The sequence below is a fragment of the Mesorhizobium sp. A623 genome (assembly GCF_054489405.1).
Genome location: NZ_JBTMXB010000010.1, coordinates 31,301 through 50,676, shown reverse-complemented (window position 1 = coordinate 50,676; position 19,376 = coordinate 31,301). Strand labels below are relative to the sequence as shown.

Here is a 19,376-nt window from a genome sequence, read left to right as displayed (position 1 = left end):
CCTTGATCGCCCAGATTGTGAAGGCGGGCGGGTCAGGCAGGAGAAACACCATGCCCAAAACCACCATCGCCCTATTGGCTCTCTTTGCCGCAGCGTTCGTAGGCATCGACCGCCCATTGGCCGAAGAGCCTACAGCCGCCCAGCGCATGTCGGAACCAGGCCCTTTGGAACAGATGCTCGCAAAGCAGACCGGCACGTGGGATGTCGTCGCGAGCCTTTGGACAGCACCAGGAGCCCAGCCGATCGTCGCTCGCGGGCTGGTTGCCGAACGCACCATGATCGGGCCGATCCTGCAGGAAATCATGAAGCCGGCGCCAGGCGGCACTACGCCCGATTTTACCCGGATCGACTATCTCAATTTCGACAGGGTCGAGGGCCGCTGGAAATATGTCTCCATGGATACCCGCTTTCCCGTCAGCATCATGCCTGCGCGCAGCTTCGGCCCTGCGATAGACGGCAAGATTGATGTCCAGTTCGAACCGCAGGGATTTGTCGGTTTCGGCCCTGAAGTCGAAGGGCGCTTCATGGTTTCCGACATGGCGATCTCCAGTTCCGACGTCGACCACATGCTGAAGGAACAGCACGTGATGATGGCCAACGGCACGGGGAAAAGCTGGCTGTTCGTCCGGTATGAATACACGCGCCGCCCTTGATTGTTGAAGGCCCGCCTTGCGCGTACCTGCAGCGACGCAAACGGTCAGCGAGATCTGCTCCCGCCGGGGATGGGGCCGAAGGTACTCGACGGGGGGCTGAAGAGGCGCCGCATGAACGTGTCGAGGGTCGCGGATGTCGTCGCCACCAGTATCGATGCACCGACCACGGCGGGCAAAAGAAGCGGATAGGGGATCAGGTCCACGACGCCGGCGCTGACCAGCGCCATGACGATCAGCCCGTGCAGGAGATAGATCGACAGCGAACGCTCGCCGAACCAGGCGAGCACCGTCGAACGGCTTGGCACCAGGGCGCAAAAGCCCAGCACCCCGGCCAGGCTCAACGACAGCACCAGTAGCCGGCCGAGCCCCGGATAGGCCGGGAAGGGCGGCGCACTGTCGTAGTCACGGCTTCCCGTCAGCACCGAGCCGTCCAAACCGTTCAGCCACCATACCGTCACCATCAGCATGGAAAGCCCGAACAGGCAGGAAAAGGCGAGGCGGTAACGCCCGGCCAACGCCACCAATTGCGCGCCGTAGAGATGACCGAGCACGAAGAAAGGCAGGAAATAGATGGTGCGAGCCGCGCTCAGAGCATAGCCGACCGCATCGTCGTAACCGACGAAGATGGCGCCCAGAAGCGCCACCGACAGCCCAATGGGAGAGGCGAACAGCGGCAGCAGGATGCGCCAGCCAATCAAGCTGGCGATAAACCACAGCAGCCAGTAGGGCGTCAGCGGCGAATAGCTGTACCAGCCGGTGAGTTGGCCCGCGCCGAGATAAATGATCTGGAAGACCACCAGCGGGAAGAACAGCGTCCATGCGATGTTCTGGTAGTCGCGGCTTTTCAATGTCTCGCGCGCGAAGATGCCGGACAGGAAGACGAACAGGGGCATATGGAAGGCGTAGATGTCGGTATAGAGCGTCTGGAGCAAGGCTGACTGCCCGGACGGTCTTTCGATCAGATGGCCAAAGACCACGAGCAGGATACCTGCTCCCTTCAGCGCATCGATATGGCCGTTACGGCCACTTCCGGCTGTATTCATTCCATAACCGCTCCATGGGTCGACCTGTTCGAGGTAATGCACCGAGCGGCAATGCACACCCCTGCGCCGGCCCGCGATCGGCCATCGGGCTGGCTGATCCAGCCGGCACCCGAGGCGGCAACCCTTGCTGCCCAAGCGTTGCGTCGCCATGCCGTGCGCCGCAAACGGTGCGATCAAAAAGGATGAAAGAGCGGTCCCGAACGTGACCAACCGGGGGTTGACTCGCTCGCTGCGATCAAGCGGCATGGATGCAATGCCAGGCCCTGAAAGAGCTTGCTTTTGGAGAAGGCGCGATGGCTCAAAAGAGATCGATCTTGTGCTTCGGCGATTCACTCACCTGGGGCTGGGTTCCGGGGAGGGAGGGGTCGCCGGCCTCTCGCTATCCGTATGAACAGCGCTGGACGGGCGTGATGGCGTCCCATCTCGGTGCCGCTTATGATGTCATCGAGGATGGCGTCAGCGCACGTACCACGAGCGTTGATGATCCCGACGACCCTCGGCTGAATGGCAGCGCCTGTCTGCCGGCTTCGATCGCCAGCCACCTGCCGCTCGATCTGGTGATCCTTCTTTTGGGGACGAACGACATCAAGACATTTTACAATCGAACGCTCCATGACATCACCTGTGGGATGGCCAAACTGGTCGAACAGGTGCTCACAAGCGGCATCGGTACGCCCTATCCGGCTCCGAAGTGCCTTGTGGTTGCTCCCCCACTGCTGACGCCGACGCAGCAACCCTATTTCCAGCGCCTGTTCGGCAGCGGGTATGAAAAGTCGGCAGTGCTTGGCAAGCAGTATAGGGACATGGCAGAGTCTATGAACTTGGATTTCCTGAATGCCGGTGATTTCATCACCACCGATGGCTGCGACGGCATCCATTTTACCGTCCAGAACAATCTGGATCTCGGCAAGGCCATCGCCGACAAGGTCGCAGGCATCTTTGAGGGCCATCCGGCGCGGAAGGCCGGTACGCCTCTGTAGAATTGGTAAGAAGTGCAGCCGTTACACGCTGACCACCAGGGATGTTGGTTTTCGAGCGACGTCATTGTGGTGTTCTCGCCCAATCTCGCCTATCAAACACGGGGCATTTTCTCTCAGGATCATCATGGTAAATCCGACACGTCGACCGACAAATCCAATCACTGCTGCTGAAGCAGTCTTCAAGCCGATCAAAAAGCCGGTCCCACAGGCGCGCGAATCCCCGGCTGTCCCAAATGTGAGAGAGCTTGTCTCAATCCGGATCGATAGAGCTGTGCTGGATCATTTCCAGGAGAACGGCCCGGGCTGGCAGGATCGGATCAACGATGCTTTGCGGGATGCCGTGGCCAAGTGATCTTGCCGAAGGCAAGCGGTCCTACGGCGTATTCGAGATTGGTGCGCGGCTTATGGGCGCCTAGCTTAAGGCAGCCTTAAGGTTGACCGGATTTGTGCGCTGAACTCCAGCCTTGCTCCAGGGAACGCACCGAGAGTTTCTTGCCATCGTGAAGAAAACAGCCCGCTCGGCCGAGCCGCATAATCGGCATGGAAATAACTTCTTAACCAAGATGCTATTCATCCTCATGGTGCGGGCGGGGTGATCGCCGGGTCCCCGATAAACGCCAGAACACCGGCAACCTGAGCAAGGTGTAAACTTGTTTGAGAGCGAACAAAACGCGCAAAGCCGCTTCCATGGCTGGATACGATTTCCGGCCATCCTGATAGCGCTTCTATGCCTGGGCGTTACCAGCGCGGTCGCGGAAACGCGCGCCCTGAAGATCCATCACCTGCATACGGGCGAGAAGGCCGAGATCGTTTTCAAGCGCAATGGGCGCTACGATCAGGCGGGCCTGAAGAAGATCAATGTCATCCTGCGCGATTGGCGCCGCAACGAGCCGATCAGGATGGACCCGCGCCTGATCGACCTGGTCTGGCAAGCCTATCGCGCCAGCGGTTCGAGAGGCTACATCAAGGTGGTCAGCGGCTACCGCGCGCCTGCGACGAACGCGATGCTGCGCAGCCGCTCGAAGGGTGTCGCCAAGACGAGCCAGCACATGGTGGGCAAGGCGATGGACTTTTTCCTGCCCGACGTGCCGCTGAAGAAGTTGCGCGACATCGGCTTGAAGATGCAGGCCGGCGGGGTCGGCTACTACCCGAGGTCCGGTTCGCCTTTCATCCATCTCGATGTCGGCAATGTGCGCCATTGGCCGGGTATGAGCCGCAAGGAACTGGCCGGTCTGTTCCCCAACGGCAAGACGCTGCATGTGCCCAGCGACGGCAAGCCGCTGCCGGGCTACAATCAGGCACTTGTCGCCTACAATTCAAGACAGGCGAGCGGTGCTCCCGCCATCGCGCTGGCAAGCGTCGGCGGTAATCAGGGCAAGAAGCGCGGTCTGCTGGCGGCGCTGTTTGGCGGTGGCGGCGAAGACGAGGCGGATGATGTCGCCGATGTCGCCAGCGCCGCCCCCGTGCCACGCAAGACGGTCAAGGCGGCCCCTGAGCCGAAGGTGGTGGAACCGGCACCGCAGCCGGGCATCGCCATCGTTTCGCCGGACAAGGCGCAGCGCACCGAAATCCCCGTGATGGTGGAGCAGGCGCCCGAGGCGAAGCCGGAAGCGCCCGAAACCATCGTTGCAGCGCTGACGGGACACTCCGTTCCGCTGCCGGAATTCGCGCCGCGCCGGACTGCCGAGGCGACAGTCGCGACACCTGCGCCGACCCCTCAAAACATGCCGTTCGGCATTGCTGAGCCTTCGCCGGCCCCGGTGGAAATGGCGCTTGCCGGTCCGGTCCCGACCGTCGTGCCGTTCGACCAGGCTAATGCCGCGCCGGCTCCTGCCGCATTGGACAGGGTGGCCATCAACATTCCGCTGCCGACGAAGCGACCCGACTATCGGGCAACCCCGATCGGTGCACCGGAAGCGCTCAAATCTCCCGATGCGGTCGGCGCGTTGCTGGCGATGAACCAATCCGACGATGAGCTGGCCGACGATGAACTGGACCGCCTGTCCGGCCAGTTGGTTTCAACGCCCGTAGCAGCGTCCGTATCGGTGCCGGTGCCGACTTCGGCCGATCGTGTCAGGACCAGCCCTAAGGCGGGTCGTGTCGAGCAGCGGGGCCAACAACTTGCCGCTGCGCCAGTCGTCGTGCCGGCCCCGCAGTTGCAGGCAAGCTATTGGCCGCTTGAGGTCGATCGCGGCGTCACCGGGGCTATCGCGTCGGCCGATGCACCGCGCCTGTCCGCCAACTTCATCCGCACCGCGCCACTTCAGGCCTATGTCGAAGGCTTCACCCCGGACCGCACCGCGGTCGACCACAAGCGGTTCACCGGCACGGCGGTCAATTTCCTGCCTATCGCCCGTTTCAATTAAGGCCAGTCGCGCGCGGAGCTGAACGCGCACGACTGGTAGAAGTTGGATTACCCGGCGCGCGCGCCGGCAATCGCTTCCGTCAACGCCTTCTCGTCCATGACGCCGTGGAACAGCTTGGTGCCGACGATGAAGGAAGGCGTGCCGCCGAAGCCGAACGCGTTGGCCTGGTCCATGTTGCGGGCCAGAATTCCGTCGATGCGGGTCTGATCCTTCTTGAACGACGCCTGCATCACGGCCGGATCGAAGCCCGCGTCCTTAAGTGCTGCGTCTATCTGCTTATCGGTCAGCCGTGCCTTGGTCGCCATCAGGGCATCCATGGCTTTTTCATAATCGCCGCCGGTTTGCGCCAGGACGAGGCTTGCGGCGTGGACCGAAGGCGCACCGAAGATCGGCCAATCCTTCATCACCAGCCGCACATTGCCGTCCCGCTTCACCACCTTCATCAATTCGGCATGGCCCCGCTTGCAGTAGGGGCACTGGTAGTCGAAATATTCGACGATGGTGACATCGCCCTTCGGATTGCCGAGCGCGGGAATTTCCGCATCGAATAGAACTTCTTCCACGGATGGATAGTTCTGCGCATTGGCGAAGGCGGCGGGCAGCGCAAGGGCTGCTGCGCCGGCGGCGGATGCGGTCAATAGCTGGCGTCTGTTCAGCATGTCAGATTTCTCCCTTTCCGGATTGTTCGGGGCCAAGCACCACCACGCGCGAACCCTTCGGCACGCGCTTGTGCAGGTCGACGATGTCCTGGTTGAGCAGGCGGATGCAGCCCGACGACACCGACTTGCCGATCGACCATTGCTCGTTGGTGCCGTGGATGCGGTAGAGCGTGTCCTGGCCGCTCTTGAAGAGATAGAGGGCGCGGGCGCCGAGCGGGTTCTTCAGGCCGCCTTCCATGCCGCCGGCCAATTTTTCGTAACGCTCGGGATTGCGCTTGATCATGTTGGGCGTCGGCGTCCAACGCGGCCATGAGGCCTTGCGCAATATGTCGGCGTCGCCTTCATATTCGAGACCGGACTTGGCGACGCCGACGCCGTAGCGCATCGCCTTGCCGCCCTCCATCACCAGATAGAGGTAACGCGCATGCGGATCGACGACGATGGTGCCGACCGGCTCCTTGGTCGCGTAGTCGACGACCTGCCGCAGATTGCTCTTCTTCATCTTGGACACGTCAATGGCCGGAATGAGCGTGCCGTTGTCGTCTATGGCGCCATACATGCTGACATAGCCGGGATCGGGCGCCAGCGCCGCCTTCAGCTTGGCGGTACTGACCGGAGACGTTGTCGAACACGCCGTCATCAGAAGCGGGGCTGCCGCCACCAGGAGGATGCGCGCCAGAAGGGCGCGGCGATTGGGGTGGGTTTCAAGGGTTGGCAAGCGTGTCTCCTGAATGGCCGCTGTTCAAGCGGGTTATGTTGGATTGAAGGATTTCCCTGGATATTTCGCCGTGATGGGCGTGTTTCAAAACTCCATCGGCACCGATGAAAAGGGTCATCGGCAGGCCGATGGCGCCGTAGTGACGGGACAGTTCGGAAAACGGGTCGAGGATTGCCGCGGGCAGGTCGAGTTTTTGCGCGGCGAGATAACCGGCTACCCGGCCGCGTCCTTCGCCCTGATTGGCGAAGAAGAAGTCCGCATTTGTCGTCGTTGCCGCAACATCGGCCATCATCGGCAGCTCGCGGCGGCAGGGCGGGCACCAGCTTGCCCACAGGTTGACCACCATCGGCTTGCCTGAGCTGTTTTCCAGCGAGACCGGCGCGCCCGTCAAGGACTGGTAGGTGCCAGCGGGAAGCGGCAGGGCATTCGCGCCGCCCGTCAATTGCCACGTGACGTTCCAGACGACCAGCGATAGCGCCAGCGGCAGCAGCGCCCACAGGCGCTGGCGCGCGTCGGTCAGGACCAGCACTAGCGTCAGCGCGACAGCGCCGGCACCCGCAGGCCAGAAGAACCCGCCCTGCCAGAAGGCCAAGATGCGCAACGGCTCCTGGATAAAACTTTGCCAATGGATGGCGACATGGCCAAGGCGTGCTGCCACGATGCCGCCGACCACCACCCACCACGACCAGCGATGGAAGGCGGGATCGACCCGGCGCGCCAATATGCCGGTGACGATGGAAAACAGGAAGATGGCGAGCACGACCGCGAAACGGTCGGCGGCCAGAACCAACGGGCCTATCGACACGGCACCCATCAGATATCGCCCGTGATGACGGCCGACCGCGTCAGGTTTTGGACCGTCACGTCGCCGATAAGGCGGGTTCCGGCCGCCTCGCGGCTGGCGCGGTCGAAGAAGACCATCGTCGGCGGACCGGCGACATCCAGCTTTTGCATCAGCTCGGTGTTCTGCTTGGTCAGGTCGGAAAGATCGGCCTTGATCAGCGTGAAATCGCCGAGCCCCGCGCGTACCGTCGTGTCGGTCAGTACCGAGCGCTCGATGCTGCGGCAGGTGACGCACCAGTCCGCCGTGAAATAGACCAGCGTCGGTTTGGTGTCCTTCGAACTGTCGAGCCTCGCCTGCAAGTCGCCCGTCGAGTTGGTATCGGAGAATACGAGTGCGCTACCGGCTGCGGTCGACCCGCCGGTGAAGGCCGCCAGCGGTTTGAGCGGATTGGCGCCGCCCGAAGCCGCGCCGACCATTAGGATGACGCCGTAGATCAGGCTGGTCGCACCAAGCGCGCGGGCCGTGACACGTGTGCCTGCCCATTTGGCGCTGAAGAAAAAGCTGGCGACGCCGATCAATAAGGCTGCCCACAGCGCGAGGTCCAGCCCGGCAGGCAACAGCGGCGTCGCCATCCATATGGCCGAGCCCAGGAACCCGAAGCCGAACAGGCGCTTGGCGTTCTCCATCCAGGCGCCGGCCCGAGGCAATGCCCCGCCGCCCATAGTGGCAAGCACGATCAGCGGGATGCCCTTGCCGATGCCGAGCGCAAACAGCGCAGCAGCACCCAGTGCGACATTGGCGCTTTGGCCGATATAGAGCAGCGCACCGGCCAAGGGCGCGGTGACGCAGGGGCCGACGATGAGCGCGGAAGAGAAGCCGAGTACGGCAGCTGAGCGCTTCGAGCCACCGCCGCCGCCCGTCCGGGCGACGATGGCGTTGGTCCATGCGCTTGGCAATTGCAGCTCGAACAGGCCGAACATCGACAGGGCAAGCACGGCGAAGATGACGGCGACGACGCCGGCGGTGATGGGCGATTGCAGCGCCATCTGCAGGTTCTGGCCCGACCATCCGGCAACCGCGCCTAGAAGGGCGAAGGCGATAGCCAGAAACACCACATAGATGGCTGAGAGCAGGAAGCCGCGTCGTGGCGTCAGCCGGTCGCCCTCGCGCGCCAAAGTGGCCGCGAGGATCGGATACATCGGAAACACGCAAGGCGTGAAGGCAAGCGCTAGCCCGAACAGCAGGAACGAGGCAATGACGAAGACTGTGCCGCCCCGCTCCAGCAGCGACGGCACCAGCCCCTGCTCCTGCGCGATAGCGAAGGTGCGTGGCGTCGAGGAGGACACTGCGCTTTCGTTAGGCGGCGCGGCCGCATCTTCGATCGCCCATTGCAGCATTGGCGCGCCGCCATCGGCATAGGGGTCGCTCACCGCCAAGGTAACGGCATCGATGATGCGCGTTTCCGGCCGGTAGCAGATGCCGTCCACCTGGCAGCCCTGATAGACGAGTTCGACCGTGCCCGTACCTTGCGTCGGCATGGAAGCCACCGCGCGGCCGTAATAGACCTCCATCGGCCCGAAATTGGGATCGTCCTGCTGCGTGCCGGTCGGTGTTTCGACCTTCACATCCTCGCCATCAGCGCCCTTGGCCTTGATATGGTCCCGGTAGAGGTAGTACCCATCGGCGATAGTCCAGTCGAGCTGGACTGTTCCGTCCGGCGCGCCCGACACATGGAGACGGAAGGCTTCGTTGGCGGGAAGCGGCTCAGCGAGTGCGGCGGTGCAACATCCAACAAATACCAGAATTGCCAGTAAAGCTCTCATACCTGTCCTTGGTGCCCATTTGGGTCGGGGCGGCGCGCGTCGAGGGGCGCTTGCCGGCCGGGGCGATCTCCCTGCATCAGCTTAAGGCAGCCTTAAGCCTCGGCTGTAGATTGGCGCGAAAAGGCGGCGAAGGCGGACGATGCGTATCCTTGTAGTCGAAGACGATCCGATGTTGCTGGACGGGCTGACCGTTGGCCTGGGGTTGGCAGGTTTCACCATCGATCCGGTGTCGAGCTGCGCCGATGCGTCCGCTGCGATCGCCGCTCAACGCTATGACGCCATCGTGCTCGACCTGATGCTGCCGGACGGTTCGGGGCTGGATGTGCTGGCATCGTTGCGCGGCAAGAAGGATTTGACGCCTGTGCTGCTGCTGACGGCGCGCGATCAAATTTTGGACCGCATCGCCGGCCTGGACGCCGGCGCCGACGATTATGTCGGCAAGCCGTTCGATCTCGATGAACTGGCGGCCCGGCTTCGGGCGGCGGTGCGCCGTGGCACGGGTCGCGCCACGGCCTCGCTGGAATGGCGCGGCGTCGTGCTCGACCCTGCCGACAAGACCGCCGTGAAGGGCGATGCTCCCGTCAAGCTGACGCGGCGCGAATTCGCGGTGCTTCAGGCGCTGATGGAACGGCCAAGCGCGACCGTCTCCAAGGCCGCGCTCGAGGACACGCTCTATGGCTGGCAGGAGGAGGTGGAGAGCAACGCCGTCGAGGTGCACATCCACCATTTGCGCAACAAGCTGGGGTCCGACTTCATCAAGACGGTACGCGGCTTCGGCTACCGGCTGTCGGAGGGAGGTGCATGACTTCCATCCGAAGCCGGCTCATCACCATCCTGATCGGCACGACCGGGCTCGTCTGGCTGCTGGCCGCGATCTGGATTTACCAGGGCACCCGCTCGGAGGTTGAGCATGTGCTCGACGCGCGGCTGACGGAAGCCGCCCGCATGGTGAATTCGCTGCTGACCGACCAGCGCATCGAACTGGCGATGACGCAGGGCGAGGGCGGCGCCTCTACTGTGCCCGGCTTTGTCGAGCATCCCTATGAGCGCCAGCTTTCCTGCCAGATCTGGTCGCTCAACGGCCAGCTTGTCGGCCGCTCGGAGAATGCACCCGAGGGGAAGCTCAGTTCGGCCGGCGAAGGCTTTTCCGAAACCAACATCGATGGCGAAACCTGGCGCGTCTATACGGTCGAAAATGCCGGGCTTGGCGTCCGGGTCATGGTCGGCGACAGCGTTCGCATTCGTGACCGCCTCGTCGGCGATGTCGTCAAGGGGCTGGTGCTGCCGGGCGTTCTCATCTTGCCGATCCTCGCCGGCATGATCTGGCTCAGCGTCAGGCGCGGCCTCTCGCCGCTCAACATGATGGCGGATACGCTCTCGAAGCGCGCGGCCAACGATCTGCGCGAATTGCCCGCGACGGGCCTGCCGAAGGAGATCGCGCCCGCCGTCAATGCGCTCAACGGTCTATTCAAGCGGGTCGAGGAGGCGCGCGAGCGCGAGCGCAGTTTTACCGCCTTTGCCGCGCACGAATTGAAGACCCCGCTCGCCGGCCTGAAGACGCAGGCGCAGATCGCGCTGGGCAGCAGCGACCGCCAGGTTCACGCCAACGCCTTGCGCCAGATTTCCGCCGGCGTCGACCGGACCGCCCGGTTGGTCAAGCAGTTGCTCGACCTCACCTCGCTCGAGGCGAGCGACACCGAACCCGTTCTCGTGCCGGTCGACGTGAAAGCGCTGGTCGACGCCGCCGTTGCGGAATTGAACTCTCTGCGATCCGTGAAGGTTGAGGTGGTAGGGGGAGACGATGAGAAGATGACGGCCGAGCCGCATTTCCTAACGCTGGCCGTACGCAACCTGCTGGAAAACGCCATCAACCATTCACGGGAAGGCGGCTTCGTTACCTGCCGCATCGTGCAGTCGGATGCAAAGTTGACGGTGTGCATCGAGGATGACGGCCCCGGCGTGCCGGAGGCGGAACTGTCGCGCGTAACGGAAAAATTCTTCCGTGGCCGCAACAAGTCATCCACCGGAAGCGGGCTGGGACTGGCCATCGCCGAGATCGCCATGGCGCGGATCGGCGGCGAGATGCGCTTTCGAAACCGCCAGCCGCACGGTTTTAGCGCCACGCTGATCATGCCGTTCGAGAAAGCCTCGACATGATCAGCCGCCGTATTTTCCTGGCGGGTGTTTTTGCCCTTACCGCACCCGCCACGGCGCAAGCTGCGCGCCCACCCAGCTTGCAAGAGATCCTGTTCGACCCGGCACTTCCCGTGCTTGGAAACCCTAATGGCGATGTCAGCATCGCCGAGTTCTTCGATTATATGTGCCCATCCTGCAAGGCGCTGCATCCGCATCTAAAGCGGCTGGTCGCGGAGGATGGCGGCATTCGCCTGGTCATGAAGGATTGGCCGATCAACGGCGATCTCGCCGAATACGCGTCGCGCATGACGCTGGCGTCGGTTCATATGGGCGTCTACGCCAAGACTTATGCGGCACTCATGGCGCTGGAGGGCGGTCTGTCGGCGAAGCGTATCGACGATGCGATGCGCGCTCAAGGCGTCGATGTCGGCAAGGTCCGCGACATGCTGGACATCCACCTTGGCTCGATCGACGCCTTGCTTGCGCGCAACCGGGCACATGCAAGGGCACTGAAATTGCCTGGAACGCCGGGCTTTATCGTGGGCAACAGGCTATTCCGACGGGTAATCAGCCTCGAAGAGCTGAAGACGGTAGTTGCGCAGGTTCGCGGCTCCAGTCGATCATGAGGCTGCCCGGTCTACGCCTTGTCGTGCCTTGATCGCAGGCCGTCGACAAAGACGTCCACGAGGCGGATGACGGTGTGTTGCCAGCCGGGCTGCTCTCGCGTGTAGCACATGCCGATCACCGCTCGCATCACGTCCTCCGGCACGATGTCGTCGCGGATCTGGCCGGCGGCGACGGCTGCCGCCATCAGGTCGCTCGCGGAGCGGACCAGCCGCGCAAGGGAATCGGCGTAAAGCTCGGTCGAACTGCCTGCGGCCGGCGCCAGCGCGGCCAGCATGCCCTTCTTGGTGGCAACCATGCCGATACTGGCGTGGAGCCAGTGGCGCAGCGCTTCCAGCGGCGTTTTCTCGGCGGCGAGCGTCACGGCGAGATCGACAAGCTGATCGACTTCGCGCTGGTAAACGGCCTGAAACAGCGCCTCGCGCGTCGGGAAATGGCGATAGAGCGTACCAATGCCGACCCCGGCCGTGCGTGCGACAGCCTCGAGGCTGGCATCCGCGCCGCCGGCGCTGAACACCTCACGCGCCGCGCCAAGCAGCCGTTCCCGGTTCCGCAGCGAATCCGCGCGCGGTTTTCGATTTGCCTTTTGCGGCTGCTGTCCCATCTTTCCTGCAATCCCCATTTTTATCTTGCAAAACGGAGGGACCCTCCGTATAAAGCATTTGGAAGACCGATGCGACCCTCCATCTCGCGGTGTGGCTCTCTGCCCTTCAAAGGGCGCCCCGCCTGCCTCGCACAGCCGGCCCCATTGCGTCGATCCATATCTGAGACATAGCCGATCGGAGCAACCATGGCTCTGTCCATCAGCCTTACTGTCAATGGCGTGCACAAGCACGTCATGCTCGAAGATCCAAGGGTGACGCTACTCGACCTGCTGCGCGAACGGCTCGACCTGACCGGAACCAAGAAAGGCTGCGACCGCGGCCAATGCGGTGCCTGCACGGTGCTGGTCGACGGGCGGCGGATCAATGCGTGCCTTGCACTGGCCGTCAGCTTTGACGGCGCGGATGTACTGACCATCGAAGGGCTGGCCGTCGATGGCCGGCTCGATCCGGTCCAGGCCGCGTTCATCGCCCATGACGGTTTCCAGTGCGGATACTGCACGCCTGGCCAGATCATGAGCGCGGTGGGTCTTATCCGCGAGGGCGAGGCCGGCAACGACCCGGAGCGCATTCGTGAAGGCATGAGCGGCAATCTGTGCCGCTGCGGTGCCTATGCGGGAATCGTCGAGGCCGTGCTCGATGCGCATCTGTCCAGCGAAAAACAACGGAGCGTGGCATGAACCTGTTCGACTATATCAGGCCGGCCTCGGTGGCTGAGGCCATAGAAGCGGCCTCCGAACCCGGAGCCGCCTATCTCGGGGCCGGCACCAATCTACTCGACTTGATGAAGATTGGCGTGCAGCGCCCCGGCCGTCTGGTCGATGTCACCCGGCTGGCCGGGCTTGACCGGATCGAGTGGCTTGCCGATGGCGGCGTGCGCATCGGCGCGATGGTGCGCAATTCCGACCTGGCCCGCGATCCGGCCTTCGCTACGGCATATCCCGTCGTGGCCGAGGCGCTGCTTTCGGGAGCCTCGCCGCAATTGCGCAACATGGCGACCGTCGGCGGTAATCTGATGCAGCGCACGCGCTGCGCCTATTTTCAGGACACCGCCAGCGCCTGCAACCGGCGCGAGCCTGGCTCCGGCTGCGATGCGCGCCACGGCGAAAACCGCACCCATGCCGTTCTTGGCTGGTCCGACGCCTGCATTGCCACGCACCCGTCCGATTTCTGCGTGCCGCTGGTCGCTCTCGATGCGGTGGTCGAGATCGAAGGGCGGTACGGGCTTCGCGAGGTGCCGCTGGAACAGTTCCACCCGCTTCCCGGCTCGACGCCGGAGCGCATCAGCGTGCTGGAGGCCGGCGAATTGATCGTCGCGCTGCGCCTGCCGCCGGAGGCTGCCGGTTTCCGCAGCCATGCCCGCTATCTGAAGCTGCGGGAACGCACGTCCTTTGCCTTCGCGCTGGTGTCCGCAGCCGCCGCCCTGCAAATCGAGGACGGCACGATCCGGGCCGCCCGGCTCGCTTTGGGCGGTGTCGCCGCCAAACCCTGGCGCGCCCGCAATGCCGAGACGCTGCTCGAAGGGGCGGCCCCTACGCCCGAGATTTTCGCACAGGCGGCAGAAGTGGCGCTCGCCGACGCGCTGCCTTCGGGTGACAATGCCTACAAGATCGACCTTGCGAAACGGGTGGTGAAACGCGCTTTGCTGCTGGCGGCGACTGGCACGCCGGACCGCATGCCCGCGCTCCCCGCATCCGCCTTCAGTTCCGACACCGGAGCCCACGCCCATGCCTGATACCATTGCCTTTCCCGCCCCGCATGTCCGTCTTGGTTCGTCCAGCGGCCAGCCGCTGAACCGGCGTGACGGCATTCTCAAGGTCACGGGGGCGGCGACCTATGCGGCCGACAATCATCCCGTAGGCATGCTGTATGCGGTTGTCGCGACCAGCACCATTGCACGCGGCCGCGTTGCCTCGCTCGACATGGCTGCGGCAAAGGCCCATCCAGACGTCGTCGAGGTCATCACGCCCGCCAACCGACCTCCGCTGGCGCTCGACCCGGACGCAAAGCAAGGCCTGTTCAGCTTCCGCATCGAAGTCTTGCAGAACGACCGGGTGCGCTACGCCAAGCAGCCCATCGCCGTTGTTATTGCCAACACGCTGGAAGCCGCCACGGAGGGCGCGCGCCTGCTGGCCCCGACCTATGAGGCGGAGCCGGCACGCATGGGCTTCGATGACGGAGAACACTATGATCCGCCTGCGGTGGGAATTGGCGCTCCGCCCAGTTTCGATCTTGGCGACCTGGCCGCCGGGCTCGGCGCGGCTACCCACCAGACTGTTACGGAGTACGAGACCCCGACGCAGTACCACAACGCGATGGAGCCGCATTCCATCGTTGCCGAATGGGACGGCGACCGGCTGACCATCGACACGCCGAACCAGGCGATCGTCATGGCGCGGGGGGCATTCGCCGCGTATTTCGGCATTCCGGCCGAGAACGTGCTGTTGCGCAGTCCGTTTCTTGGCGGCGGCTTTGGATCGAAGGCGATCCTGGCCGGTCCGCAGATATTGTGCATCGTCGCGGCGCGGATGCTTGGGAAGCCGGTCAAGCTGGTTCTGTCGCGCGACCAGATGTTCGGACCGGTCGGGCATCGCGGCGCGACGCGCCAGACGCTTCGGCTCGGCACGGATGCCGAGGGGCGGCTGACGGCGCTGGAGCACAGCGCGATGGCGATGACCAGCAGTTTCGACGACTTTGTCGAATCCGCCGCCAACGCCTCGCACAATCTCTATGCCAGCCCCGCGATCTCGACCCGGCATTCGGCGGTCCGGGTCGATACCGGAACACCGGGGCCGATGCGGGCGCCCGGCGAAGCCTCCGGCTCGGCGGCGCTCGAATGCGCCATGGACGAGGCGGCGCTGGCCTGCGGGCTCGACCCGCTGGAGTTTCGCCTGCGCAACTATGCCGAGACCAACCCGGCGACGGGACGGCCATTTTCGGCCAAGGCGTTGCGCGCGTGCTATGCGCAAGGCGCCGAACGGTTCGGCTGGGCAGGGCGCCCCCTATTGCCGCGACAGATGCGCGACGAAGCCGGCCGCCTTGTCGGCTGGGGCATGGGCACCGCCCAGTTCCCCGCGCCGATGTTCCAGGCCGAGGCGCGCGCCACCTTGCGCAGCGACGGCACCGCGCTGGTCGAAACCTCCGGCGCCGACATGGGGCAGGGCGCATGGACCGTGCTCGCGCAGATCGCCGCCGACGGGTTGGGTCTGGATATCGACAGGATAGAATTCCGGTCCGGCTCGTCGGATCTTCCCGATGGCGGGGTCGCGGGTGGCTCGGGCCATACCGCCACGGCCGGAAGCGCGCTTCACAATGCCGGGGGAGACGTCATCGCCAAACTGGCGGAGATTGCCACCAAAGACCCGGCCTCGCCCCTGTACGGAGCCGGCAACGCCGGGGTCGAGGCACGCGACGGGCGGCTCTACCATGGCGGCGACAAGGGCCGGAGCGAAAGCTATGCCGATATCCTCGCACGCGCAGGCATCGCCTCTCTCGAGGGGCGCGGCACGGGCGGTCGCGATCCAGCCGACGCGGAAGCGCGCGCGATGTTTTCGCATGGCGCGGTCTTCGCCGAGGTCAAGGTCGATCCCGACCTTGGCCAGACACGGGTCACGCGGCTTGTCGGTGCGTTCGCGGCCGGGCGGATCATCAACCCCAAGCTGGCGCGCAGCCAGCTATATGGCGGTATGATCTGGGGCCTGTCCTTCGCGCTGCATGAAGAAGCGCACCACGACCGCCGTACGGGCCGGCCGATGAATGCCGATCTGGCGGGCTATCATGTCCCCGTCCATGCCGACATTCCCGAGCTCGAGGCGTTGCTCATCGACGAGGACGACCCCTACGTCAACGTGCTGGGCGTGAAGGGCGTGGGCGAGATCGGCATCACCGGGACCGTCGGCGCGATCGCCAACGCCATCTGGCACGCCACCGGGGTGAGAGCGCACCGCTTTCCCATCCGCATCGAGGACATCATTCGGTAAGGCAGAGGCGAGTGGCGGGCCGCGAAGGCGTGTATCCGCGAGCGAAAGCAAGGCGATAAAAGCAGGAATCGGGTGGCTGTGCTCCCGGTCCCGTCGCTAGATCCATGGCGTAACGATCAGGAAAGCACGTCATGGAACTGGAAAACAAGTCGATCATCGTCACCGGAGCCAGCAGTGGCATCGGCGCGGCGGCTGCTTTGCTGTTTGCGGAAGAAGGGGCCAATGTGGTCCTCGGCGCGCGCCGGCCGGCCGAACTCGAAACCCTGGTGGGAACGATCAACCGCGGCAATGGCAGGGCCGTCTGTCTGGCCGGCGACGTGAAGGACGAAGCCTATGCCGACGCCCTTGTCGATCTCGCCACAAGGGAGTTCGGCGGGCTGGACGGCGCGTTCAACAATGCCGGCATCGTGGGAGAAATGGGTCCGGTTCCCGATATGGGGATCGGCAACTGGAACGATGTCATCTCGGTCAACCTGACGGCCGCTTTCCTGGCCGCCAGTGCGCAGATACCGGCCATGAGGAAGCAGGGCGGCGGCGGCTCGATCGTCTTCACCTCGTCTTTCGTCGGCTTCAGCAATGGCGGCATGCCCGGAATGGCGGCCTATGCGGCATCCAAGGCCGGGTTGATTGGACTGGCGCAGTCGCTGGCATCCGATCACGCCGCCGAAGGCATTCGCGTCAACGCGCTGCTGCCCGGAGGCACGGTCACGCCGGCCGGAGGAGAAGGGAACCCGGGCGTCATGGAATTCATCGCGAACCTGCATCCGATGAAGCGGATGGCAAGCGCCAGGGAGATCGCGCAGGCAGCACTTTTCCTTCTGTCCGATCGGTCGAGCTTCATGACGGGAAGTCCGATGATCGTCGATGGCGGCATGTCGGTTCGGCTGACATAGCCGACCAGGCGGGCAGCTGTCCGGAGGCGGCAAGCCGGCTGACGCGTGATCCTGCAGTTTCGAATGGCGTGAGCTGTCAGGAGAAACATTTCCGGAAGCTGTCGGCGGGTCGCAAAAATGATATATGCGTCGGCTCGCCGCAGTCTGGCGAGCAAGCAAAACCTCGTCGCGACCGCCGGATGGTGCCATGAACGACGCTGTTGCTCTCGCAGGGAAAGTGTTCGCCTTTCCCGATCGTGTGCCCGCCGCCATTTCGGCGCGCGGCCTGGTCAAGACGTTCGGCAAACTGCGTGCGGTCGACGGAATCGACCTGGAAGTGCCGCGCGGCATGATCTTCGCCATCCTCGGGCCGAACGGCGCCGGCAAGACCACGCTGATGCGGATACTGGCCACGCTTTCGCGTCCCGACGCCGGATCGGCCACCGTCATGGAGCACGACCTTGTGCAGGCCCCGCACGAGGTGCGCGCGGCCATCGCCATGACCGGGCAGTTCGCTTCGCTGGACGAGGATCTGACCGGCCGGGAAAATCTCATCCTGCTCGCCCGCCTCTGGGGTTTTCGCGGCCGTGCCGCCAAAGGCCGGGCCGATGATCTGCTCGCGGCTTTCGGCCTGTCCGATGCGGCGGCCAAACAGGTGAAGGCCTATTCGGGTGGCATGCGGCGGCGGCTTGACATCGCCGCGTCGCTCGTCGTCACGCCGGGCGTGCTGTTTCTCGACGAGCCCACCACCGGCCTCGATCCGCAGGCGAGAAAGGATGTCTGGGGCATGATCCGGGAGCTTGCCGCTTCGGGCGTGACGATCCTGCTGACCACGCAATATCTGGAAGAGGCCGACCAGCTTGCGGCGCGCATCGCCGTCATCGACCATGGCCGCAAGATTGCCGAGGGCACCAGCCGCGAACTGAAAGCGGCCACCGGCTCCGGCTTCCTGCATGTGGCGCTTGCCGATCCCGCGCGGATCGAAGAGGCCGCGACCATCCTCGAGCAGCGGCTGGCGCATACCGTTCAGCGCAGCACCGAGGGGGCGGAACTTTCCATTCTGGCCGGAACGGCGAAGGCGGCCAATGAGGCGGTCGCCGCCCTTGTCACCGGCGGCATCGACCTGTCTGATTTTTCCATGGGCCAGCCGAGCCTGGACGAGGTTTTCTTCGCCTTGACGGGCAAGCCGGGCAAGGGCGAAAGCCAAGGCGGGGACGAAAGCCAGGGGGAGGAGAGGGGATGAGCGAGCCCACTTCCCTGATGCGGCTTGAACGGGTGGCGCGGCCGCCGCGGCCCTCGGCGCTTTCCAACGCGCTCGTCTTCGGCTGGCGCGCCGTGCTGAAATTCAAGCATGTGCCGGAGCAGCTCTTCGATCTCGTCATGACGCCGATCATGTTCACGCTGCTCTTCACCTTCGTCTTCGGCGGCGCGCTTGCCGGGTCGCCGGGCGAATATCTGCAGTTTTTCCTGCCCGGCATTCTCGTTCAGACCGTGGTGTTCAACGCCGTCTATTCGGGCATGGGCCTGTCGACCGATCTCGGAAAAGGACTGTTCGACCGGTTCCGGTCGCTGCCGATCTGGTCGCTTTCGCCGTTTGCGGGCCTGATGGTGGGCGATATCCTGCGCCATCTGATTGCCGCCTCCATCATCCTCACCATCGGCCTGATCCTCGGCTACCGGCCGGAGGCCGGCATAGCGGGCGTGCTTGCCGCCTTCGTCATGCTGGTCGCCATCGGCTTCGGCATGGGCTGGGTGTTCATCGTGCTCGGCCTGTTGATCCGCACGCCGACCACGGTGATGACGTTCGGCTTCATGTTCCTGTTCCCGCTGGTGTTTGCCTCCAACATCATGGTCGATCCCGGCACCATGCCCGATTGGCTGCGCGCCTTCGTTGCGGTCAATCCGGTCTCGCTGATGACAACCGCGCTGCGTGGGCTTTTGGGTGGCACCGCGACCTTCGAGCAGGTCGCGCTGGCGCTGATCGCGCCGGTGGTGCTGACGGCGATCCTCGCGCCGACGACGCTTTGGCTCTATCTCAGAGGCGACAGATGACCGGTGACGTCACCTGACCTGCTCCTCTTCCTCGCTGATGCGACACGGCTCGAACGGTAGATCTGCGAGCTGTGTCATCGACAT

General features: G+C 64.1%; 19 protein-coding genes. 13 read left to right on the top strand and 6 right to left on the bottom strand.

Annotated elements, in window-relative coordinates:
* Nucleotides 1-50: 50 nt before the first annotated feature.
* Nucleotides 51-653, top strand: coding sequence for a hypothetical protein (locus tag ACX3P1_RS12480; RefSeq protein WP_459079894.1), 603 nt, complete (start codon nt 51-53; stop codon nt 651-653).
* A 44-nt stretch (nt 654-697) separates the two neighbouring features.
* On the opposite strand, the gene ACX3P1_RS12475 is transcribed toward ACX3P1_RS12480, so the two are convergent.
* Nucleotides 698-1,696, bottom strand: coding sequence for an acyltransferase family protein (locus ACX3P1_RS12475; protein WP_459079893.1), 999 nt, complete (start codon nt 1,694-1,696; stop codon nt 698-700).
* A gap of 314 nt (nt 1,697-2,010) precedes the next feature.
* Between ACX3P1_RS12475 and ACX3P1_RS12470 the strand changes: the two genes are divergently transcribed.
* From ACX3P1_RS12470 to ACX3P1_RS12460, 3 genes are all read left to right on the top strand, one after another.
* The gene (locus ACX3P1_RS12470) at nt 2,011-2,676 is read left to right on the top strand and encodes a GDSL-type esterase/lipase family protein (RefSeq protein WP_459079892.1); all 666 of its coding nucleotides are present in this window, start codon (nt 2,011-2,013) and stop codon (nt 2,674-2,676) included.
* A gap of 124 nt (nt 2,677-2,800) precedes the next feature.
* Complete coding sequence (locus tag ACX3P1_RS12465; protein WP_459079891.1) at nt 2,801-3,028, top strand: BrnA antitoxin family protein; 228 nt, start codon at nt 2,801-2,803, stop codon at nt 3,026-3,028.
* A gap of 298 nt (nt 3,029-3,326) precedes the next feature.
* Nucleotides 3,327-5,042, top strand: a complete 1,716-nt coding sequence (locus tag ACX3P1_RS12460; RefSeq protein ID WP_459079890.1) for a DUF882 domain-containing protein — start codon at nt 3,327-3,329, stop codon at nt 5,040-5,042.
* 47 nt (nt 5,043-5,089) lie between these two features.
* On the opposite strand, the gene ACX3P1_RS12455 is transcribed toward ACX3P1_RS12460, so the two are convergent.
* Genes ACX3P1_RS12455 through dsbD form a run of 4 tightly spaced genes read right to left on the bottom strand, consistent with a single transcriptional unit; the run spans nt 5,090 to nt 9,026 of the window.
* Entirely contained in the window at nt 5,090-5,701 is a 612-nt protein-coding gene (locus ACX3P1_RS12455; protein WP_459079889.1) for a DsbA family protein, read from the bottom strand.
* 1 nt (nt 5,702) lies between these two features.
* Complete coding sequence (locus tag ACX3P1_RS12450; protein WP_459079888.1) at nt 5,703-6,419, bottom strand: L,D-transpeptidase; 717 nt, start codon at nt 6,417-6,419, stop codon at nt 5,703-5,705.
* Nucleotides 6,406-7,233 (bottom strand): prolipoprotein diacylglyceryl transferase family protein, encoded by an 828-nt coding sequence (locus tag ACX3P1_RS12445; protein WP_459079887.1) that lies wholly within the window; start codon nt 7,231-7,233, stop codon nt 6,406-6,408. Before ACX3P1_RS12445 ends, ACX3P1_RS12450 begins: the two co-directional genes overlap by 14 nt.
* Nucleotides 7,233-9,026 carry a protein-disulfide reductase DsbD gene (gene dsbD, locus ACX3P1_RS12440; protein WP_459079886.1) on the bottom strand — a complete coding sequence of 598 codons (1,794 nt, stop codon included), beginning with the start codon at nt 9,024-9,026 and terminating at the stop codon, nt 7,233-7,235. Before dsbD ends, ACX3P1_RS12445 begins: the two co-directional genes overlap by 1 nt.
* A 139-nt stretch (nt 9,027-9,165) precedes the next feature.
* On the opposite strand from dsbD, the gene ACX3P1_RS12435 reads away from it, so the two are divergent.
* Genes ACX3P1_RS12435 through ACX3P1_RS12425 form a run of 3 tightly spaced genes read left to right on the top strand, consistent with a single transcriptional unit; the run spans nt 9,166 to nt 11,788 of the window.
* A complete protein-coding gene (locus ACX3P1_RS12435; protein ID WP_459079885.1) occupies nt 9,166-9,831 on the top strand; it encodes a response regulator in 666 nt (221 codons plus the stop codon).
* On the top strand, nt 9,828-11,183 hold the full coding sequence (locus tag ACX3P1_RS12430; RefSeq protein ID WP_459079884.1) for an ATP-binding protein: 1,356 nt from the start codon (nt 9,828-9,830) through the stop codon (nt 11,181-11,183). The genes ACX3P1_RS12435 and ACX3P1_RS12430 overlap by 4 nt, the downstream gene beginning before the upstream one ends.
* On the top strand, nt 11,180-11,788 hold the full coding sequence (locus ACX3P1_RS12425) for a DsbA family protein (protein ID WP_459079883.1): 609 nt from the start codon (nt 11,180-11,182) through the stop codon (nt 11,786-11,788). Before ACX3P1_RS12430 ends, ACX3P1_RS12425 begins: the two co-directional genes overlap by 4 nt.
* Nucleotides 11,789-11,799: 11 nt before the next feature.
* Here ACX3P1_RS12425 and ACX3P1_RS12420 read toward each other — a convergent pair whose 3' ends face one another.
* Complete coding sequence (locus ACX3P1_RS12420) at nt 11,800-12,390, bottom strand: TetR/AcrR family transcriptional regulator (protein ID WP_459080015.1); 591 nt, start codon at nt 12,388-12,390, stop codon at nt 11,800-11,802.
* 186 nt (nt 12,391-12,576) lie between these two features.
* On the opposite strand from ACX3P1_RS12420, the gene ACX3P1_RS12415 reads away from it, so the two are divergent.
* The 6 genes from ACX3P1_RS12415 (at nt 12,577) to ACX3P1_RS12390 (ending at nt 19,292) form a co-directional block, all read left to right on the top strand.
* Nucleotides 12,577-13,068, top strand: a complete 492-nt coding sequence (locus tag ACX3P1_RS12415) for a (2Fe-2S)-binding protein (protein WP_459079882.1) — start codon at nt 12,577-12,579, stop codon at nt 13,066-13,068.
* Entirely contained in the window at nt 13,065-14,123 is a 1,059-nt protein-coding gene (locus tag ACX3P1_RS12410) for an FAD binding domain-containing protein (RefSeq protein WP_459079881.1), read from the top strand. Before ACX3P1_RS12415 ends, ACX3P1_RS12410 begins: the two co-directional genes overlap by 4 nt.
* Nucleotides 14,116-16,368, top strand: a complete 2,253-nt coding sequence (locus ACX3P1_RS12405; protein WP_459079880.1) for a xanthine dehydrogenase family protein molybdopterin-binding subunit — start codon at nt 14,116-14,118, stop codon at nt 16,366-16,368. Before ACX3P1_RS12410 ends, ACX3P1_RS12405 begins: the two co-directional genes overlap by 8 nt.
* A 131-nt stretch (nt 16,369-16,499) precedes the next feature.
* The gene (locus ACX3P1_RS12400) at nt 16,500-17,261 is read left to right on the top strand and encodes an SDR family oxidoreductase (RefSeq protein WP_459079879.1); all 762 of its coding nucleotides are present in this window, start codon (nt 16,500-16,502) and stop codon (nt 17,259-17,261) included.
* 187 nt (nt 17,262-17,448) lie between these two features.
* Entirely contained in the window at nt 17,449-18,483 is a 1,035-nt protein-coding gene (locus ACX3P1_RS12395; protein WP_459079878.1) for an ATP-binding cassette domain-containing protein, read from the top strand.
* On the top strand, nt 18,480-19,292 hold the full coding sequence (locus tag ACX3P1_RS12390; RefSeq protein ID WP_459079877.1) for an ABC transporter permease: 813 nt from the start codon (nt 18,480-18,482) through the stop codon (nt 19,290-19,292). Before ACX3P1_RS12395 ends, ACX3P1_RS12390 begins: the two co-directional genes overlap by 4 nt.
* The last annotated feature ends 84 nt before the right edge of the window (nt 19,293-19,376 follow it).